Source organism: Bradyrhizobium sp. UFLA05-108 (assembly GCF_059803455.1).
In genome coordinates this window covers 1-17,516 of record NZ_JBANAZ010000047.1, presented here as the reverse complement: position 1 = coordinate 17,516, position 17,516 = coordinate 1, and the positions used below count along the sequence as shown (strand labels likewise).

At 64.5% G+C, this 17,516-nt stretch carries 22 protein-coding genes; 10 read left to right on the top strand and 12 right to left on the bottom strand.

From position 1 onward, the window contains the following. Positions 1-46 precede the first annotated feature (46 nt). Complete coding sequence (locus SO140_RS29360) at positions 47-934, top strand: helix-turn-helix transcriptional regulator (RefSeq protein WP_449379966.1); 888 nt, start codon at positions 47-49, stop codon at positions 932-934. An 18-nt stretch (positions 935-952) separates the two neighbouring features. Here the strand turns inward: SO140_RS29360 and SO140_RS29355 are convergent, their stop codons facing one another. From SO140_RS29355 to SO140_RS29340, 4 genes are all read right to left on the bottom strand, one after another. Then, positions 953-1,114 carry a hypothetical protein gene (locus SO140_RS29355; RefSeq protein WP_449379967.1) on the bottom strand — a complete coding sequence of 54 codons (162 nt, stop codon included), beginning with the start codon at positions 1,112-1,114 and terminating at the stop codon, positions 953-955. A 107-nt stretch (positions 1,115-1,221) separates the two neighbouring features. Next, positions 1,222-1,455, bottom strand: coding sequence for a hypothetical protein (locus SO140_RS29350; protein WP_449379968.1), 234 nt, complete (start codon positions 1,453-1,455; stop codon positions 1,222-1,224). A gap of 195 nt (positions 1,456-1,650) precedes the next feature. Next, positions 1,651-2,802, bottom strand: a complete 1,152-nt coding sequence (locus tag SO140_RS29345) for a transporter substrate-binding domain-containing protein (RefSeq protein ID WP_449379969.1) — start codon at positions 2,800-2,802, stop codon at positions 1,651-1,653. A gap of 15 nt (positions 2,803-2,817) precedes the next feature. Then, positions 2,818-3,771 carry an AraC-like ligand-binding domain-containing protein gene (locus SO140_RS29340; RefSeq protein ID WP_449379970.1) on the bottom strand — a complete coding sequence of 318 codons (954 nt, stop codon included), beginning with the start codon at positions 3,769-3,771 and terminating at the stop codon, positions 2,818-2,820. Positions 3,772-3,945: 174 nt separating this feature from the next. Here SO140_RS29340 and SO140_RS29335 point away from each other — a divergent pair, with 174 nt between their 5' ends. Beyond that, positions 3,946-4,962: a carbon-nitrogen hydrolase family protein gene (locus SO140_RS29335; RefSeq protein WP_449379971.1), complete on the top strand. Its 1,017-nt coding sequence runs from the start codon at positions 3,946-3,948 to the stop codon at positions 4,960-4,962. Between the two features lie 31 nt (positions 4,963-4,993). Here SO140_RS29335 and SO140_RS29330 read toward each other — a convergent pair whose 3' ends face one another. Next, entirely contained in the window at positions 4,994-5,641 is a 648-nt protein-coding gene (locus SO140_RS29330) for an HAD family hydrolase (RefSeq protein ID WP_449379972.1), read from the bottom strand. Between the two features lie 141 nt (positions 5,642-5,782). Here SO140_RS29330 and SO140_RS29325 point away from each other — a divergent pair, with 141 nt between their 5' ends. The 4 genes from SO140_RS29325 to tsaA all read left to right on the top strand — a co-directional run bounded on the left by SO140_RS29325 (position 5,783) and on the right by tsaA (position 8,639). Further along, positions 5,783-6,754 carry a transglycosylase SLT domain-containing protein gene (locus SO140_RS29325; RefSeq protein ID WP_449379973.1) on the top strand — a complete coding sequence of 324 codons (972 nt, stop codon included), beginning with the start codon at positions 5,783-5,785 and terminating at the stop codon, positions 6,752-6,754. Positions 6,755-6,887: 133 nt separating this feature from the next. Next, a complete protein-coding gene (locus tag SO140_RS29320; protein ID WP_449379974.1) occupies positions 6,888-7,628 on the top strand; it encodes an AzlC family ABC transporter permease in 741 nt (246 codons plus the stop codon). Continuing rightward, positions 7,625-7,969, top strand: coding sequence for an AzlD domain-containing protein (locus SO140_RS29315; RefSeq protein ID WP_449379975.1), 345 nt, complete (start codon positions 7,625-7,627; stop codon positions 7,967-7,969). The genes SO140_RS29320 and SO140_RS29315 overlap by 4 nt, the downstream gene beginning before the upstream one ends. Positions 7,970-8,147: 178 nt before the next feature. After that, a complete protein-coding gene (tsaA, locus tag SO140_RS29310; RefSeq protein ID WP_449379976.1) occupies positions 8,148-8,639 on the top strand; it encodes a tRNA (N6-threonylcarbamoyladenosine(37)-N6)-methyltransferase TrmO in 492 nt (163 codons plus the stop codon). A 34-nt stretch (positions 8,640-8,673) separates the two neighbouring features. Here the strand turns inward: tsaA and SO140_RS29305 are convergent, their stop codons facing one another. The 5 genes from SO140_RS29305 to SO140_RS29285 all read right to left on the bottom strand — a co-directional run bounded on the left by SO140_RS29305 (position 8,674) and on the right by SO140_RS29285 (position 12,048). Beyond that, the gene (locus SO140_RS29305) at positions 8,674-9,099 is read right to left on the bottom strand and encodes an HIT family protein (RefSeq protein ID WP_449379977.1); all 426 of its coding nucleotides are present in this window, start codon (positions 9,097-9,099) and stop codon (positions 8,674-8,676) included. Positions 9,100-9,149: 50 nt separating this feature from the next. Then, positions 9,150-10,391, bottom strand: coding sequence for a GNAT family N-acetyltransferase (locus tag SO140_RS29300; RefSeq protein ID WP_498543518.1), 1,242 nt, complete (start codon positions 10,389-10,391; stop codon positions 9,150-9,152). 178 nt (positions 10,392-10,569) lie between these two features. Beyond that, positions 10,570-11,316, bottom strand: a complete 747-nt coding sequence (locus SO140_RS29295) for a glycerophosphodiester phosphodiesterase (RefSeq protein ID WP_449379979.1) — start codon at positions 11,314-11,316, stop codon at positions 10,570-10,572. A gap of 16 nt (positions 11,317-11,332) precedes the next feature. Further along, positions 11,333-11,800, bottom strand: a complete 468-nt coding sequence (locus SO140_RS29290; RefSeq protein ID WP_449379980.1) for a RidA family protein — start codon at positions 11,798-11,800, stop codon at positions 11,333-11,335. Between the two features lie 38 nt (positions 11,801-11,838). Continuing rightward, the gene (locus tag SO140_RS29285) at positions 11,839-12,048 is read right to left on the bottom strand and encodes a hypothetical protein (protein ID WP_449379981.1); all 210 of its coding nucleotides are present in this window, start codon (positions 12,046-12,048) and stop codon (positions 11,839-11,841) included. On the opposite strand from SO140_RS29285, the gene SO140_RS29280 reads away from it, so the two are divergent. Both SO140_RS29280 and SO140_RS29275 read left to right on the top strand, forming a co-directional pair. After that, positions 12,047-12,895 (top strand): cell envelope integrity EipB family protein, encoded by an 849-nt coding sequence (locus SO140_RS29280; protein WP_449379982.1) that lies wholly within the window; start codon positions 12,047-12,049, stop codon positions 12,893-12,895. The genes SO140_RS29285 and SO140_RS29280 overlap by 2 nt on opposite strands. Positions 12,896-13,145: 250 nt before the next feature. Further along, a complete protein-coding gene (locus SO140_RS29275) occupies positions 13,146-13,547 on the top strand; it encodes a RidA family protein (RefSeq protein ID WP_449379983.1) in 402 nt (133 codons plus the stop codon). Between the two features lie 124 nt (positions 13,548-13,671). On the opposite strand, the gene SO140_RS29270 is transcribed toward SO140_RS29275, so the two are convergent. After that, positions 13,672-14,964 (bottom strand): DNA polymerase IV, encoded by a 1,293-nt coding sequence (locus SO140_RS29270; protein WP_449379984.1) that lies wholly within the window; start codon positions 14,962-14,964, stop codon positions 13,672-13,674. Then, positions 14,961-15,272, bottom strand: a complete 312-nt coding sequence (locus tag SO140_RS29265; RefSeq protein ID WP_449379985.1) for a DUF3572 domain-containing protein — start codon at positions 15,270-15,272, stop codon at positions 14,961-14,963. Before SO140_RS29265 ends, SO140_RS29270 begins: the two co-directional genes overlap by 4 nt. A gap of 231 nt (positions 15,273-15,503) precedes the next feature. Here SO140_RS29265 and SO140_RS29260 point away from each other — a divergent pair, with 231 nt between their 5' ends. Continuing rightward, positions 15,504-15,869 (top strand): response regulator, encoded by a 366-nt coding sequence (locus SO140_RS29260; protein ID WP_027523000.1) that lies wholly within the window; start codon positions 15,504-15,506, stop codon positions 15,867-15,869. A 12-nt stretch (positions 15,870-15,881) separates the two neighbouring features. Further along, positions 15,882-17,255: a PleD family two-component system response regulator gene (locus SO140_RS29255; RefSeq protein WP_449379986.1), complete on the top strand. Its 1,374-nt coding sequence runs from the start codon at positions 15,882-15,884 to the stop codon at positions 17,253-17,255. Positions 17,256-17,516 lie beyond the last annotated feature (261 nt).

The following is a 17,516-nucleotide window of genomic DNA, read 5'->3' as shown; positions in this document are numbered from 1 at the left end:
TCTTTTGCTCTAATCGGACGCGTCTTCAACCGCCATACGGCTAGCGATGTCCGGTCTCCAGGGATTCACCGTCTTCGACTGCCTCAAGGGTGCCCATGTGTCGTTGCGGAGCGCCGTCGCGCTCGGCGGCGGCCTGGCGGTGGCATTGTGGGAGCGCGACGAGACGGCCTTCACGCGCTACGCCGCGCCCAACCATCACACGATTAGCCTTTATCTGCGTGGCGGCGAAGGCATCTATCGTCGTCGCGACGGGGAGCGCATCGGCAGTCACGGCGCCGGCAGCCTCTGCACCATGCCGCGCGGTCTCACCAGCGATTGGGACGTCAGCGGTCCCATCGCCATGTTCCACCTTTATGTCGCGCGCGCGGCCTTCGAGCGCGCCGCCGTGGAGGCGCTTCACGCCGATCCTGCCGCCATCGACCTGCGCGATGAGACGTATTTTCGCGATCCCCACATCGAGACGTTGATACGCCAGGCCATGCTGCCTCTTGCCTGGGATGAGCCGGCGGAGCGGGTGACGCTTGGCCATGCCGCGCAGACGCTCCTTGCCTATGTAGTCGCGCGCCTCACCACGCGTGGTCCGGCAGCGCTGCGGACGCGTGGCGGTATCCCGCCGGCGCGACTGCGACGCATCACCGACTTTGTCGAAACCCATCTCGACCGGCCACTCGGCATCGAGGATCTTGCTGGGGTCGCCGAGCTCAGCCCGTATTATTTCGCGCGCATGTTCAAGCGTGCCACGGGTGAAACCCCGCACGGCTTTGTTTTACGCCGTCGTATCGAGCGCGCGAAGCAACTGTTGGCGACAGTCGATATTCCACTTGCCGAGGTCGCGCTCGCCTGCGGGTTCAGCAGCCAGAGTCACTTCACGCAGCGCTTCCGTGCCTTGAGTGGCATGACGCCGCGCCAATACACGCGCATGCTGAAAGGTTGAGCCGAAGTGGAGAGGCTGCTACCAGCGCGCCGTCGCCTTGCCGAAGACGTAGAGCGTGATCAGACCCGCAGTGACCGCCGTCGAGAAGATCAGGACATTGCGATCCCAATCGATCCGCGTCCTGTCCTCTCGGTTGAGCCGGAGGGCGGTGAACAGTGCCTTCATGGCAAATCGGCGCATCGACGATCCTCGCGCGTGCACCATGGCACGTTCGGGAAACCTCGGCTTGACGCACGTCAATGCGTGACGCGCAACCGTGCGAAACGACCGGCTGCACGCGATATCAGCTAGCCGCCCCAATTCTTGTAGGGGCTGTCATACGTCGCATCGGGTTGATAGCTCGGCGCGTACAGATAGGGGGCCGGCGCCCGAGGCGGCGCATAGCCATAGCTCGACATGGGATCCCTGAACACGCGAGCGGCAGGGTCAACGGCATAGTGCCGGTGCGTGTGATGCACCGGCGCGGCGTTGGCAGCACTCGACAACGCGATCAGAAGGCTCAAAAGCAAGATGGGACGCATTGCGTTCTCCCCGATGGAACCTGCCACCAAGCATAGGTGAGGCTCGCCTCGCGGCGCCGCAATCTCCCGCGGCTTCACGATCGGTCACATCGGCGGCATCGCGCGCGACGCTCGTATTGGATAAATTGCGTCGGTCCGCGAGGCGTCGAAAACGGCGGGGATCTGTGGTGGCTCCTCCGAGCGCGTCGGATCGGCCTAGCGCTTGCCGAACCATTCCTCGTGAATCCGCTGATACGCGTCGCTCTCGCGCAGTGCGAGAAGCGCTTCGTTCACGTGCTTGCGCAGCGGGCTGCCGGTCGGAAAGACGATGCCGTAGTCTTCCCGATGGAAGACACTGCCGACGGTCCGTGCCAATCCTCTGCCGTCGTGGGTTGTGTAATAAAGCAGCGCAGGTGAATCGAAGACGACCGCGTCGACCTCCTGGTCCAGCAGGGCCTTGTAGAGGTCATCGACTTTATCGAATTCGCGGACCTCGGCCTTGACCTCGTTCAGATAGAGTGTGGCCGTGCTTCCCCGTGTCGTGCCGACGCGCTTGCCGACGAGATCCTGCGGACTGTTGATCGGTCCCCTGATCTGCTGGACCGTCAGCGATGCCGTCAGTTGCGCCGTATAGAAGGCTACGAAGACCACGCCCGTGAACATCCACAACACGGCGACGATGCGAGCGATCCAGTGCCGGGGCATTTGATCCGCCTGGGTCGCCAGCGTGCCTGCAGCCCAAAACATCGCATGGAAGATTCCCGGAAAATACCGGCTGGTTGGGATGATTCCGTTATGATGATGTCGCTCCACCAGGAAAATCAGATGCGCCGGAATGAGGATCAGGAGCAGCGCAATGCCAAGCCAGATCAGGAGAGTGCGGGAGAAGAAGAGCTCCACGAACTCGAGCAGCGGATTCGGCTCGACATTGGCGGCGGTACCGCGCACCAGGATCTGCAGTCCCGAATTCAGGATCGGTTGGGAGAAGTCGAACCTGTTCTCCCGCTCGGATGTGATCGAGATGGCTGCGATTCCGAGATCTGCCCGCCCGCTTTCCACGGCCGCAAGCAACTCAGCGACGTCGGGCGTGATGACGTACTCGGTCTCGCGATGCAGCCGCTCCGCAATGCCGTTCCAGAGCTCAACGCTGAAGCCGCTCAGGGTGCCGTTCTTCTCGATGACCAAGGGAGGCACTATTCGAGTCGCGACCCGGAGCTTGGTGGTCTCCAGCTTGGTGGTCCCCTCCTGGGCCATGGAGCCGGAGGTGCAGACAAAAAGTGCCAACGCCAGCGCAGCGCTGCGCACGAGCGTCAGGATCAGCCGGACGGTCCTTGTGCGAAAACGGACCGCAAGATTGGCGCAAAGCATCAAATCATTTCCAGTCTAGTGCGGCAATTGGCTCTGCCGGAAGTCGCGCGGCGACATTCCGAAATGCTCGCGAAAGACGCGACCGAAATGCGAAAGGTCGTTGAAGCCCCAGGCGAACGCAATCTCGCCGACCTGACGGCCTGCGAGCGCGGGCGAGGCGAGATCGCGCCTGCATTGGGCAAGCCGCTCTGCGAGCACATAGCGCTGGAATGAGGTGTGCTCCCGGCTGAGGAGATCGTTGACATAGCGCGGCGAGATGCCCAGCGCGGCTGCGGTATCCGACAACGACAGATCGGGCTCGGCGAGATGACTGCGGATATGCATCTTCAGCCGGTAGAGTAGGGCCGAGCGATGCGTCGAGGAGGGCAGTGACGTCTTGCCGAGCCGTTCGCTCAGCGCCATGGCGACGAGATCGACCGCCTGCTCGGAGAGCGCGACGGCATGCTGCGGATCAATCTGATCGGCGGTGTGGCAAAGCTTGAAGATGAAATCGTAAGCGAGCATTTGCAGCGGTGCGTCGCCGAACGATATCGCCGTTAGAGCCTCGGTGGCTCCGAGGCGCCGCTGTAGCATTTCGCGTGGCACCTTGAAGATGGTCTGCGTGAAGGCGTGATCGAACTTCAGCTCATAGGGCCGTGTGGTGTCGTAGAGGGCGAATTCGCCGGGATGGATCACGGTCTCGCGGCCATCCTGCACCACGCCGCCGACGCCCTGATTGCCCAGCGCGATCAGGACGAAGTCGAGATCCGAGCGGGCGATCCGTGACGGCGTGCGGAAGACGTGCTGACGGTCCGAGCAGACATCCGAACAGACCGCGCGCCCAAGGGAGGCTTGTGTCACCGAGCCGCGGAAGGCGCTGCCGAGATCCGACTTGCAGTCGAGCTCGACGAAGACGTCGCAGACGATGTCCTGCCAGAGCGCCAGGCGCCGGTGGCCGGGGCTGCCGTCCGTCGTGAACTGGATGGTCATCGGCAGGCCTTCCTTTCACATACCACGCCGTCGTCCCGGTCGAATTTTCATGCCATGGCGGTCGAGCAGGCGTCGTCCGGCCGTGGCTCAATAGACTGCGTCGGAAGATTGCATCGGACTTGGGCCTTCGATCAACTGGAAAGCGGCCCTGTCCCAGGGAGCATGGAGGCGGGAATGGGCATCGAACATCCGAAATACAGGGTCGCGGTGGTGCAGGCGGCGCCGGCCTGGCTCGACCTTGATGCGTCGGTCGACAAGTCGATCGCGCTGATCGAGGAGGCCGCAGGAAAGGGTGCGAAGCTAATCGCTTTCCCGGAGGTGTTCATCCCCGGATACCCCTGGCATATCTGGCTGGACTCGCCGGCCTGGTCGATCGGCCGCGGCTTCGTGCAGCGCTATTTCGACAATTCGCTCGCCTACGACAGCCCGCAGGCCGAAAAGCTGCGGCAGGCCGTGCGCAGAGCCGGCCTGACCGCGGTCATCGGGCTCTCCGAGCGCGACGGCGGCAGCCTCTACATCGCGCAATGGCTGATCGGACCTGATGGCGAGACCATTGCAAAGCGTCGCAAGCTGAGGCCGACCCACGCCGAGCGCACCGTCTATGGCGAAGGCGACGGCAGCGATCTTGCCGTCCACGACCGCTCCGACATCGGACGGCTCGGCGCGCTGTGCTGCTGGGAGCATCTCCAGCCGCTGTCGAAATACGCGATGTACGCCCAGAACGAGCAGGTGCATGTGGCGTCCTGGCCGAGCTTCTCGCTCTATGATCCTTTCGCGCCCGCCTTGGGAGCAGAGGTGAACAACGCCGCGTCGCGCGTCTATGCGGTGGAGGGCTCGTGCTTCGTGCTTGCGCCTTGCGCGACCGTCTCTCAGGCGATGATCGATGAGCTCTGCGACCGGCCGGACAAGCATGCGCTGTTGCATGCCGGTGGCGGCTTTGCCGCGATCTACGGCCCCGACGGCAGCCAGATCGGCGACAAGCTGGCGCCGGATCAGGAAGGGCTTCTGGTCGCAGAGATCGATCTCGGCGCCATCGGCGTCGCCAAGAACGCCGCCGATCCGGCCGGGCACTATTCGCGGCCCGACGTGACGCGGCTCTTGCTCAACAAGAGGCCGTATAAGCGGGTCGAGCAGTTCGCGCTGCCGGTCGACAGCGTCGAGCCTGCGGATATCGCGGCGGCAGCGAGCTGACCGGCGGATCGCGATCGTCAGTGCCTGACGTTCACGCGGCGCGCGTCGCGCAATGGGCGAGCAGCTCGGGATGCGCGGCGCAGATATGATGCGCCCCGGCCTCCCTGAGCTCAGCCTCGCTGCCATAGCCATAGAGCACGCCGATGGACGTCATGCCGTTCCTCCGGGCGCCGACCACGTCGTGGCTGCGGTCGCCGATCATGACAGCCGTTTGCGGATCGACCCTGGCGGTGTCGAGCGCGTAAGCCAGGAGGTCGCCCTTGTCGACGCGCGTGCCGTCGAGCTCGGATCCGAACACCTGCTCGAAATAACGCTTGAGGCCGAAATGATCGACGATCCGGGTCGCGTACACCGCCGGCTTGCTGGTCGCCACGAACATGCGCGCACCCGTCGCAGAGAGCGCGGACAGGGTCTCCTCGATCCCGGAATACGCCTCGTTCTCGAACAGACCGATATCGGCAAAGCGCTCGCGATAGAGCAGCAGCGCCCGGTCGGCGAGCTCGTCGGTTCCGGTGAGCTTCTTGAGGCTCGCATGCAGCGGCGGCCCGATGCACCAGGTCAAATCGTCTTCGCTCGGGACGTGCTGTCCGAGCCGTTCCAGCGCATACTGGATCGAGCGGGTGATCCCCGGCTTCGGATCGGTCAGCGTGCCGTCGAGATCAAAATAGATTGTTGCCATTCCGCCCCGGCCTGCGTTGATTATGCCGCCAGTTGCTAGTTGGCTTGGCCTTGGAGTTCAAGTGCCTTGGAGTTCAAGTGCCTTGAAGTTCAAGGGCCTTGGAGTTCAAGCCGATCTGCCCGATATCGCCGGTACCTGCCAATGACACGAGCCCGATATGCGCTCTGCCAGGCCGCCGCCTCGCTGTTCTTGGTTGCGCCGGCGGCGGCCTGGGACAATTCGCCAGCGAAGACTGACGTCGCCGTGCCGAGCGTCGAGGAGCTCGCGATGCCGCCGGCAAAGCCCGCGGAGGCGGCGCGCGAGAGCGACACGCGGGAATCGATCTGCCTGATCATCGAGGCGGCGGCGCGCGATGCCAGCCTGCCGCTCGAATTCTTTGCCCGCGTGATCTGGCAGGAGAGCCGGTTCCAGAGCGACGCGGTCGGCCCGGTGACGCGCAGCGGTGAGCGCGCGCAGGGCATCGCGCAGTTCATGCCGGGCACCGCGAGCGAGCGCGGGCTGCTTGATCCCTTCAATCCGGTGCAGGCGCTGCCGAAATCGGCGGAATTCCTGAACGAGCTGCGCAGCCAGTTCGGCAATCTCGGGCTTGCGGCGGCCGCCTACAATGCCGGTCCCCGCCGCGTGCTGGAGTGGCTCGCCGGCACCGGCGGCATGCCCGAGCAGACGCGCAACTACGTCGTCGCCATCACCGGCTCGACAGTCGAGGACTGGAAGGCGGCCGGGCGCGGCGGCAAGACGCTGCAAAGCTCACCGCCGACGAGCTGCCGCGAACTGATGGCGCTGCTCAAGCGCGCGCCCAACCCGTTCGTCGCCGGGCTCGAGCAGCACGTCGAGCTTGCCGCCGCGAAGATCTGGGGCGTGCAGCTCGCCGCCGGCTTCGACCGCAACAAGGCGCTCGCGATGTATTCCCGCGCGGTCACGCGCCTGAGCTCGGTGGTCGGCGATCGCGACCCGAGCTTGCTTTCCTCGGTGATGCGCAGCCGCGGCACCCACACCTTCTATCAGGTGCGCATCGGTGCCGATACGCGGCCAGAGGCGGATGATCTCTGCAACCGCATCCGTAGAGCCGGCGGTGCCTGCTTCGTGCTGAAGAACAGGGGCGTTACGGGGTAGGGGCTTCCGGGTCGCGCTCGGAATGACGGGCGGTTGGTGCGCGTGCATGCCAGCCCCGCCGCCTGGTTCCTTGACGTGACGCTTCGTATTGCCCGTTATGCAGGCACGATTCCTCTCCCGACCAAGTCTCTCCGTGGCGCTTCCTCCGCTCGATTCACCTGAATGGCACAGTGCCTTCCGCGCTTTTGCGTGGGGGCTGCGCTCGATCACGCAGACCATCCTCACCGTCGTGCTGTTCGTGACCTATCTCGGCATCGGGGCGCTCGCCCACGACACGCATTTCAGCCTGGCGTGGGCGCTGGCCTCGACGCTGTTCGTCTGGGCGGGGCCGGCGCAGATCATCCTGATCACCACGCTTGGCTCCGGGGCGACCATCATCCAGTCGGCGATCGCCGTTACGGTCAGCGCCATCCGGCTGTTTCCGATGGTGGTGTCGGTCCTGCCGCTGATGCGCACGCCGACGACAAAACGGCGCGAAATGATCTTCGCGGCGCATCTCACCGCCGTGACACTGTGGGTCGAATGCCATCGCTTCCTGCCGCAGGTGCCGCGCGAGCGACGCATTGCCTTCGTCCACGGGCTCGGCTGCGGCCTGGTCTCGGTGTGCCTGACTGCCAATACGGTCGGCTATTTCCTCGCCGCCAACCTCACGCAGACGCTGGGCGCGGCGATCCTGCTGCTCACGCCGTTGTCGTTCCTGTTCTCGACCGCGCGCAACAGCCGCGAGATCGCCGACGTCGTCGCGCTGGTGCTCGGGCTCGTGCTCTATCCGCTGGCCGCGAAGATGAACAGCGGCCTCGACATCCTCGTCAGCGGTGTCGTGGCGGGCACCATCGCCTATGGCGTTCATCTTTGGCGGGAGGCGCGCACATGAGTGCCTTCATCGGCGATTGGCATGCGCTTGCCGTGCTGTTCGTGGCCGGCGTTATTCCCAACCAGATATGGCGCATGCTGGGCCTGTGGTTCGGCGGCGGCATCGACGAGGGCTCGGAGCTTCTGGTCTGGGTGAGGGCGGTGGCGACCGCGATCCTGGCCGGCGTCATCGCCCAGATCGTGGTCCAGCCGCCGGGCGCGCTCGCCAGCGTGCCGGACGTGCTACGCTATGGCGCGGTGGTTGCGGGCTTCATCGTCTTCATGCTGACACGCCGCTCGATCTTTGCCGGCGTCGTCACCGGCGAGCTGTTCATGCTGGCCGGCAGGTGGTGGCTGGGGTAGCTGCTGCTCCTCATGGTGAGGAGGCCGCGGAGCGGCCGTCTCGAACCATGCAGCCCCGGCTGGTGGCCTTCATCCTTCGAGACGCGCGTTCCGCGCTCCTCAGGATGAGGGGAGAGAGCCGTGTTTGCCGCAGCGCGCTGATCGGTTAGACTCTGCTCGAACAGCAAGGAACAGAAAAATGGTTCGCGAAAATGAGCTCCGCGAAGGCGAGGTCGCGATCGAGCTGCCGGCGACGCAGGACGCCGGCCTGGTCTTCATCGGCCGGATCCGCACGCCCTGGACCTCGCGGCTGGAGACGCCGCGGCAGGGGCGGCATGACGGCCCCGTGTGCCGGCTGGAGATTTTTGAGCCCTTCGTGCCGGCGATCAAGGGCGTCGATTTCTACAGCAATCTCGAAGTGCTCTACTGGCTCGACCGGTCGCGTCGCGACATCATCCTGCAGAGCCCGAAGAACAACGAAAAGACCCGCGGCACGTTTTCGCTGCGTTCGCCGGTGCGGCCCAATCCGATAGGCACCTCGATCGTCAAGCTGGTCGGCATCGAGGGCAACACCATCCTGGTGCGCGGCCTCGACTGCATCGACAACACGCCGCTGATCGACATCAAGCCGGACCGCTGCGAGTTCACGCCGCTTGCCGCGCCGCAGGCCGGGGATTTCGAGACGGAGTGACGGTCTCACCGTCGTCGTTGCCGAGGGGAAGGACCTAGCCCTTCAACGCCGCGATCAGCTTCGCCGTATGCTCTTCCAGCACCTTGCCGTCTTCCTTGCGGCTCGCCGGCGGCAGCAGTGCGACGCCGTCGTGGCGCGGCATCACGTGCATGTGCAGGTGAAACACGACCTGGCCGCCGGCGGGCTCGTTGAACTGCTGCACGGTGATGCCGTCGGCATCGAACGCCTTCATCGCGGCGGCAGCGATCCTGTGCGCGCCGCGCGCGACATGGGCGTAGTCGTCGGGCTTGATGTCGAGGATATTGCGGGCCGGGGCTTTCGGGATGACGAGCGTATGGCCGGGCGAGCGCGGCATGATGTCGAGGAACGCGAGCACGTGCTCGTCCTCGTAGACCTTGTAGCAGGGGAATTCGCCGCGCAGGATCTTTGCGAAGATATTGTTGGGATCGTAGGCGGTCATGCGGCAGCTCCTGAAGTTGCGGCCTTACTGTCATCACCTCGAAGAAGCCGTCAAGGCGCCTCTTCGGCGCCCTTGCGGAACGGGCCCAGATCGGCGAGCTCGCGGCCGGCTTCCGCGACATAGGCGCGCTCGCGCTTGAGGTAATCGTCGATGGCCCGGCGCAGGCCTGGATCGGCGATGAAATGCGCCGAATGCGTCGTTCGCGGCAGATACCCGCGCGCGATCTTGTGCTCGCCTTGCGCGCCGGCCTCGACATGCGTCAAGCCGTGTTTGATCGCAAAGTCGATGGCCTGGTAGTAGCAGACCTCGAAATGCAGGAACGGATGATGCTCGACCGCGCCCCAGTTGCGGCCGAACAGCGTGTCCGAGCCGATGAAGTTGATGGCGCCCGCAATCCAGCGGTGATTGCGGCGGGCCATCACCAACAGCACGTCGTTGCTCATGGTCTCGCCGATCAGCGAGAAGAATTCGCGCGTCAGATACGGGCGGCCCCATTTGCGCGAGCCCGTCTCCATGTAGAACTCGAAGAACGCGTCCCAGGCCTCCTCGGTGATGTCGCTTCCGGTGAGCCAGTGGATGCTGATGCCGGCGGCAAGCGCATCGCGCCGCTCGCGCTTGATCGATTTGCGGTGGCGCGAATTCAGGGTGGCGAGGAAGTCGTCGAAGGTCGCGAAGCCATCGTTGTGCCAGTGGAACTGCTGGTCGGTCCGTTGCAGGAAGCCGTGCTCGGCGAGCAGCTTCCATTCGGCCTCGCGCGCGAAGGTGACGTGGACCGAGGAGGCCTTGCTCACCCCACACAACGCGATCAGCCCGCTCGCCAGCGCGGAGGCAATGCGCTCGCGATCAACCCCGTCGCGGATCAGAAGGCGCGGGCCGGTTGCCGGTGTGAAGGGAACCGAGACCTGCAGCTTGGGATAGTAGCGCCCGCCAGCGCGCTGATAGGCGTCGGCCCAGCCGCGGTCGAAAACGTACTCGCCCTGCGAATGCGATTTCAGATAGCAGGGCACAACGCCTGCGACGCGGCCGTTGAGCTTGGCAACGAGATGCCGTGCTCCCCAGCCGGTCCGCGCAGTTGCTGAACCCGAATTCTCCGCTGCTGAAAAAAAGGCATGGGAGACGAAGGGGTTATAGGCCGGTTTTGAGAGCGCGATGGAGGCGCCGGCCAGCCCGGATGAAGTTCCCGCGTCCTTGCCGTTGCAGACACGAGCAGGATTGGCGCAGGCGTCCCAACCCTCAGCGGAAACGTCGCCAATGGAAGGCACGGCCTCGAGCGTGATTTCGGATGATGCCATCGCGTGTCTTGAAGAACCCACTAGCCGAAGATCGTGCATTGCAGCAGCGACTTCAAGGGGGCAGGAACTCACACCGGGGGATGAATGCTCAGGTCCATCCACGTGTCGTCCTGGCGAAAGCCAGGATCCAGGGTGAGGTTGTGGCTTTCGCCAGGACGACGTTGGGAAGGCAGACTCCCTACGGCACGAACCCCTCAAAGATCATCTGGTCTGCATATTGTCCGGCCTGCGCCCGCTGTTCCGGCGTGCGCACGGTCCAGCCGAGCAGCGCGCAGCCGAACACGTTGCGCGCGATCCATGGCGCCGGCGCCGGCAGATGATCGACCTTGAAGGCGACGAAATGCGGCTGGGTCTGAACGCCGTGGCGCAAGTACAGCATGCCGTCGCGCTGTGCCTGCGTGAGCTTTGCCCAGTACTCGTCCTCATAGGTCCGCTGCGCCACGATACCGCGCGGGCGTGACGGCAACAGCTCCCGCAGCGCCAGCACCTGGTCGGGATCGAAGGACATGCCGACGGCGGGGCCGTCATAGGAGGCCAGCACCTCCGCCATCCGCTTCACGAGCTTGCGGTCGCCGCCAAAATGGCTCTTCACCTCGATCACCAGCGGAACCCGACCGGCGACCATGGCGCAGAGGTCGGACAACGACATCATCCGCTCGGGCGTGTCCTTGAACTTGACAGCCCTGAGCTCGGCCGCGGTCTTCTTGATCAGCTCGCCCTCGTCCTCGGTCAGGCGGCCGAGCGCATGGTCGTGATGCACCATGGCCTCGCCATCGGCGGAGAGCTGGATGTCGACCTCGATGGCGAAATTGCCCGCGATCGCAGCCTGCACGGCGCCCGGCATGTTCTCGACGATACCACGTGAGATGTCATGCAGGCCGCGGTGCGCGACCGGCCGCGCCGTCAGCCAATCCGGAGCACGCACGTCTGTTGCTCCCGGATCAGGCGACCTCGAACAGGCCTTCGACCTCGACCGCCGCGTCCGCCGGCAGCGAGGCGACGCCGACGGTGGTGCGGGCATGGCGGCCCTTGTCGCCGAAGGCAGCGACCATCAGGTCGGAGGCGCCGTTCAGCACCTTCGGCCCGTCGACGAAATCCGGCGCCGAGTTGATGAAGCCGCCGAGCCGCACGACGCGCACGACCTTGTCGAGATCGCCGAGCGCCGCCTTGACCTGCGCCAGCAAGTTGATGGCGCAGCCGCGCGCCGCCGCTGCACCCTCTTCGATGGAGACGCCGGCGCCCAGCTTGCCCTTGGCGATCAGCGTGCCGGTGGGATCGAAGCAGAGCTGGCCCGAAACGAAGAGGAGGTTGCCGGTCCGCACGAACGGCACGTAATTGGCCACGGGAGTGGGGGCCTCGTGCAGCTTGATGCCCTGTTCCGCCAGTTTCTGCTCGACCGTGCCCGCCATGTTCCGACCTCGATGTCATCTGGAAATTCTGCCCGGCCTCAAGCCGGCCGGCGCGCCTGTTTCGCCGATTGCGCGGTGACATGCAAGGCGGCGAGGCGATGGCCCGGACGCCCGGCAGGGTTGCATGTTTCCGAGGCAAGGCTGCGATTTTCTGGGAAAAAGCGCAACTTTCCGTGAAGCGGCCGCAGTTGCGACGCAATGCGCCGGTCATTAAAATGACGAATCTCGATTTCCCAAGGAATATTCATGGTGCACCTTTTCCGGACGTCGCTCGGTGTCATGGCGCTCGCGGTTGTGGCTGTTGGCGTTTCTGGCAGGGCTGAGGCCGCGAATGGTCCGTTCCTCTCGCATCAGGCCCTGTACGATTTAAGCCTGGTCAAGTCGCGTTCGAGTTCGATCAACAGCGCGCGCGGGCGCATCCTCTACAATTTCGCCGGCAATTCCTGCGAGGGCTACACGTCGGAATTCCGCCAGGTCTCCGAGCTCGACAGCGGTGAGGGCAAGGTCACGCTCAGCGACCTCCGCTCCAATTCCTGGGAGGACGCGGCCGGCAAAAGCTATCGCTTCAAGATCGAGACGCGAATGAACGACGTCGACTCGAGCCAGGTCGATGGATCGGCCGAGCGCGATGGCGACCACATCAACGTCAAATTGAAGCTGCCGGCGCCGAAGACTTTCACGCTCGACGGCAGGACGGTGTTTCCGACCGAGCAGATCCAGCGCATCATTGCCGCCGCCAAGGAGGGCAAGTCGCTGCTCGAGCTTTCCGTCTATGACGGCTCCGACAATGGCGAGAAGGTCTACAACACGCTGACCGTGATCGGGCAGCCGATCCCGGCCGACCGCGCGGCGTCCTCGCCCGATCCGTCGACAGCGGACGAGCACATGAAGTCGCTGACGCGCTGGCCGGTCACGGTCAGCTATTTCGATCGCGAAGCCCAGCAGAAAGAGGGGGAGCAGACCCCCGTCTACGCGATGTCGTTCGAGCTCTACGAAAACGGTGTCTCCCGCGCGCTGGTGCTCGACTACAACGATTTCGTCATCTCGGGCGCACTCGGCAAGTTCGACGTCAAGGATACGAAGCCGTGTAATTGACAAGCGTCATCATTCCGGGGGGCGCGAGATAGTCCAACCTTAATTCCTCATCCTGAGGAGCGCGGAACGCGCGTCTCGAAGGATGAAGGCCCCGCTGGTGGCCTCGCCCTTCGAGACGCGCGCGAAGAGCGCGCTCCTCAGGCTGAGGGTCCGGCACTTCGTCGCTTTGCTGTGTTCGCAATGACGGTCTGGCTTTGAGCTCTGTCCCCCGCTACGCTCCCTCCCAATCACAAACATCAGGGAGGCACACATGCCGAAAATCGACCATCTCCGCCCGAGCGGCCTGCACCACAACCCGGCCTATTCCCACGTCGTCACGGCCTCCGGCGCGCGCACGATCTACATCTCGGGGCAGGTCTCCGTGGACGAGGAGGGACGGGTGGTCGGCGAAGGCAATCTTGCAGCGCAGACGACGCAGGTGATGCAGAATCTTGGTCTCGCGCTCAAGGCTACGGGTGCGACCTACGCCAACATCGTGAAGATCACGACCTTCGTGGTCGGCTACAAACCTGAACTCCGTCCGATCATCGGCAAGGCGCGCTCCGCCTTCTTCGAAGGCATGGACCCGCCGGCGAGCACGCTCGTCGGTGTCACGGCGCTCGCGGCGCCGGAATGGCTGATCGAGATCGAGGCGGTGGCGGTCGCGGATTGAGGCGCGATCGTAGATTGGCGCACGCGCTCAGAGGCGGTCGTGATCAATCGAGAAGCCGCGGCGTACTGGATGCCCGGTCGAGCCGGGGCATGACGCCGGTATGTGGGCAGGGACATGCTGTCCCTCACTCCTGCTCGGCCTTCTCCGGCCCGTCATAGGCAATCCCGCGGATCACGGCGGCGCTGCCGAACTTCTTGCGCAAGCCGTCGATGGCGCGTTCGGCGTGGGCGGCGCGCCGGTCGAGCATGTCGGTATCGTCGGCGGCCGAGCCCGTGCGGAGTGCGCTGACGCCGGCGCCCATGAGGCGGAAGGCGGTGCCGTCGATCTCCTTGGCCAGCATCTCGCGGCAGATCGAAAATATCTTTGCGGCAAGCTGCGTCGGCGCGTTGATCGACTGTGAGCGGGTGCGCTGGCGGAAGTCGGCGGTCTTCAGCTTCAACGTGATGGTCGAGCCTGCAAGCTCGCTGCTCTTGAGCCGTGACGAGGTCTTCTCGCAGAGCCGCCACAGGATCTTCTCGAGCGTCGCGAAGTCGCGGATGTCGCTCTCGAATGTAGTCTCGCTGGAAATCGTCTTGGCGCCGCGATCGGGCTCGACGCGGCGATCGTCGATGCCGCGCGCGAGCCGCCAGAGCCTGCGGCCATCGCTCGGAAACTGCCGCATCAGCTCGATCTCGTCGGCCTTCTGCAGGTCCGCGATGATGCGGAAGCCGCGCTGCACCAGCCGCTCTTGCGTCGCCGGTCCCACACCGAAGATGAAGCCGACCGGCTTGTCGGCCAGCATCACGCGCGCTTCCTCCTGGTCGAGGGTCGCAAAGCCGCGCGGCTTGTCGAGGTCGGAGGCGATCTTGGCCAGAAACTTGTTGCAGGAGAGCCCGACCGACACGGTGATGCCGATGTCACGTTCGACGTCGCGGGCAAAGCGCGCCAGCACCTTGGCCGGGATCATGCCGTGAACGCGCTCGGTGCCGGAGAGATCGAGAAATGCCTCGTCGATCGAGAGTGGTTCGACCAGTGGCGTCAGCGCCTGCATGGCGTGGCGCACCTCGCGGCCGACGCGGACGTATTTGGCCATGTCCGGCCGGATCACCGTCGCGTGCGGGCAGGCTTCCAGCGCTTTGAACATCGGCATGGCCGAGCGCACGCCAAAAGTGCGCGCGATGTAGCAGGCGGCCGACACTACGCCGCGTTTTCCCCCGCCGATGATCACGGGCTTGTCGGCGATGTCGGGATTGTCGCGCTTCTCGACCGTCGCGTAGAACGCGTCGCAGTCGATATGGGCGATGGTCAGCGCGGCGAGCGCGCGGTGGCGGGCGAGGCGCGGGGAACCGCAGGCGGAACAGCGCCGTGCGGTCACGCCCTGGTCGGCCAGACAATCCCGGCAGAAGCAGCGGGGCCCGGCCGCCTCAGGAGTGGTCACGGCACGTCACGCTCCCAATGCGGGTCACCCAGCGCATCTCCAAGGACTTGCCGGGCCGCGGCAATGTTGGTCGGATGGAGCTCCGAGGCGCCCGCAAAGGCCTTCACGGTCGCGTCATCGCGCAGCACGAAATCGAGCACGCTGATCAGGAAATTGGGGTCGGAGGCCGCGTTCCGCAGCGTCTCCGGCCCGATGCCTGTCTCGGCCAGAAACAGGCCCAGCCGCTCGGGATCGCCGGCGACGAAGGATAAGGCTTGAATCGCAACGATTTCAGCTACTTCGCGGGGGTTTTGAACAGGCTTTTTCAAGCGGACGATTTGCCTTTCCGTTAACTTTCGGGCTCTAATTTGGAATCATCATGCCCGAGTCTAGTAAGCCCAGACAAGCAACTGGAAACCACATCGCGGAAAGTTGGCCCCCGGGTTTAACGAAACTAGAGCGAATCTGAGGCTAGTTTGAATCCAGTTTTCGAAGCGCCCGCGGAAGGCGCCTGAGGCGTCAGATGTCGAACAGGTCTCCTGACAATTGGGAGGGACGGGATGGCTAAGACCGTCCTGATCGTGGAGGACAACGAGCTCAACATGAAGCTCTTTCGCGACCTGTTGGAGGCGCACGGCTATCAAACGTCGGGCACCAGCAACGGCTACGAGGCGCTCGATCTCGTTCGCAAGATGCGTCCCGATCTCGTGCTGATGGATATTCAGCTGCCGCAGGTGTCGGGGCTCGAGGTGACGCGCTGGATCAAGGATGATCCGGAGCTGCGCAACATTCCCGTCGTCGCGGTGACCGCGTTCGCGATGAAGGGTGACGAAGAGCGCATACGCGAGGGCGGCTGCGAGGCGTATCTTTCCAAGCCGATCTCGGTCGGCAAATTCATCGAGACGGTCCGGCGTTTTATCGGGTAGGGAGTGAGTCAGGTGTCCGCGCGTATCCTCGTCGTCGACGACGTCCCTGCCAACGTCAAGTTGCTGGAAGCCAGACTCTCGGCCGAATATTTCGACGTGATGACGGCCTCGAACGGCGCCGAGGCGCTGGCGATCTGCCGGAGAGCCGAGTGCGACATCATCCTGCTCGACGTCATGATGCCCGACATCGACGGGTTCGAGGTCTGCCGCCGGCTGAAGACCGATCCGCAGACACATCACATTCCCGTCGTGATGGTGACCGCGCTCGACAGCCCCGCTGATCGCGTGCGCGGGCTGGAAGCCGGCGCCGATGACTTTCTCACCAAGCCCGTCTCCGACGTCGTGCTGATCGCGCGCGTGCGCTCGCTGACGCGGCTGAAGATGATGACGGACGAATTGCGCATGCGCGCCATCACCTCGCTCGAGATCGGCGTGCAAGCGCCGGAGCGCAGCGCGGTGGCCGACACCGGCAAGGGCGGTCGCATCCTCCTGGTCGACGACCGCCAGTCCTCCTATGAACGGCTGGCGAGCCTGCTCGCCGCCGAGCACACCGTCGACGTCGAGCCCAACCCGACGGAGGCGCTGTTCCACGCCGCCGAGGGCAATTATGACCTGCTGATCGTCTCGCTCGACCTCAACAATTTCGATGGGCTTCGGCTATGCAGCCAGGCGCGCTCGCTGGAGCGCACCCGCCACGTGCCGATCCTCGCCATTGCCGACGCCGATAGCGGCACGCGGCTGCTTCGCGGGCTCGAGATCGGCGTCAACGACTATCTCCTCCGCCCCGTCGACAAGAACGAGCTGCTCGCGCGTGCGCGCACGCAGATCCGCCGTCGCCGCTACACCGATCATCTGCGCGACAACGTGCAGAACTCGATCGAGATGGCGATCACCGACGCGCTCACCGGCCTGCACAATCGCCGCTACATGGAAAGCCATCTGGCAACGCTCGCCGAACAGGCCTCGACACGCGGCAAGCCGCTGGCGCTGATGATTCTGGACATCGACTATTTCAAGTCGATCAATGACAATTACGGCCATGATGCCGGCGACGACGTCTTGCGCGAATTCGCGGTGCGCGTGCGCAAATCAATTCGCGGCATCGATCTCGCCTGCCGCTATGGCGGCGAGGAGTTCGTCATCGTGATGCCGGAGACCGACCTGCACGTTGCCGGCATGGTCGCCGAGCGCCTGCGCCGCTCGATCGCGGGCGAGTCATTCTCCGTCCACAAGGGCACCAAGCGCATCGAGGTCACGATCTCGATCGGCCTCACCACGCTGGAGACGAAGGGCGAAGCAGTGGCCGATGTGCTCAAGCGCGCCGACACCGCGCTCTATCGCGCCAAGCACGACGGCCGCAATCGCGTGGTGGCCCAGGCGGCGTGAGGCTGAAGGCGTGATTCAGGGCGGGTGAGGGGCGCGTTGTTCTTGCCGTCCACTCCGCCGTCATTCCCCGCGAAAGCGGGGAATCCAGTACGCCGCAGCCTATCAGTATCCAACAACCGTCTCTGGAATACTTGTATGGGCTTGGTCAAGGATGAGTGGTTGTTAGATCATTTCAGATCATCTGCTTGTTCGAAGGAGGCGGACGTCTGCTGGTCCTGACCTCAAGACGGCTGGCCGCCTGTGGTGCGGCGGGCGTCAAGG

What these genes read in the sequence shown, in the direction of transcription:
- SO140_RS29260 (WP_027523000.1), top strand. Translation starts at nt 15,504, where the DNA reads ATGGCTAAGACCGTCCTGATCGTGGAGGACAACGAGCTCAACATGAAG.
- SO140_RS29290 (WP_449379980.1), bottom strand. Translation starts at nt 11,800, where the DNA reads ATGGCGGGCACGGTCGAGCAGAAACTGGCGGAACAGGGCATCAAGCTG.
- SO140_RS29340 (WP_449379970.1), bottom strand. Translation starts at nt 3,771, where the DNA reads ATGACCATCCAGTTCACGACGGACGGCAGCCCCGGCCACCGGCGCCTG.
- SO140_RS29285 (WP_449379981.1), bottom strand. Translation starts at nt 12,048, where the DNA reads ATGAATATTCCTTGGGAAATCGAGATTCGTCATTTTAATGACCGGCGC.
- SO140_RS29315 (WP_449379975.1), top strand. Translation starts at nt 7,625, where the DNA reads ATGAGTGCCTTCATCGGCGATTGGCATGCGCTTGCCGTGCTGTTCGTG.
- SO140_RS29300 (WP_498543518.1), bottom strand. Translation starts at nt 10,391, where the DNA reads ATGGCATCATCCGAAATCACGCTCGAGGCCGTGCCTTCCATTGGCGAC.
- SO140_RS29345 (WP_449379969.1), bottom strand. Translation starts at nt 2,802, where the DNA reads ATGCTTTGCGCCAATCTTGCGGTCCGTTTTCGCACAAGGACCGTCCGG.
- SO140_RS29330 (WP_449379972.1), bottom strand. Translation starts at nt 5,641, where the DNA reads ATGGCAACAATCTATTTTGATCTCGACGGCACGCTGACCGATCCGAAG.
- SO140_RS29335 (WP_449379971.1), top strand. Translation starts at nt 3,946, where the DNA reads ATGGGCATCGAACATCCGAAATACAGGGTCGCGGTGGTGCAGGCGGCG.
- SO140_RS29305 (WP_449379977.1), bottom strand. Translation starts at nt 9,099, where the DNA reads ATGACCGCCTACGATCCCAACAATATCTTCGCAAAGATCCTGCGCGGC.
- SO140_RS29350 (WP_449379968.1), bottom strand. Translation starts at nt 1,455, where the DNA reads ATGCGTCCCATCTTGCTTTTGAGCCTTCTGATCGCGTTGTCGAGTGCT.
- SO140_RS29275 (WP_449379983.1), top strand. Translation starts at nt 13,146, where the DNA reads ATGCCGAAAATCGACCATCTCCGCCCGAGCGGCCTGCACCACAACCCG.
- SO140_RS29355 (WP_449379967.1), bottom strand. Translation starts at nt 1,114, where the DNA reads ATGCGCCGATTTGCCATGAAGGCACTGTTCACCGCCCTCCGGCTCAAC.
- tsaA (WP_449379976.1), top strand. Translation starts at nt 8,148, where the DNA reads ATGGTTCGCGAAAATGAGCTCCGCGAAGGCGAGGTCGCGATCGAGCTG.
- SO140_RS29325 (WP_449379973.1), top strand. Translation starts at nt 5,783, where the DNA reads ATGACACGAGCCCGATATGCGCTCTGCCAGGCCGCCGCCTCGCTGTTC.
- SO140_RS29280 (WP_449379982.1), top strand. Translation starts at nt 12,047, where the DNA reads ATGGTGCACCTTTTCCGGACGTCGCTCGGTGTCATGGCGCTCGCGGTT.
- SO140_RS29360 (WP_449379966.1), top strand. Translation starts at nt 47, where the DNA reads ATGTCCGGTCTCCAGGGATTCACCGTCTTCGACTGCCTCAAGGGTGCC.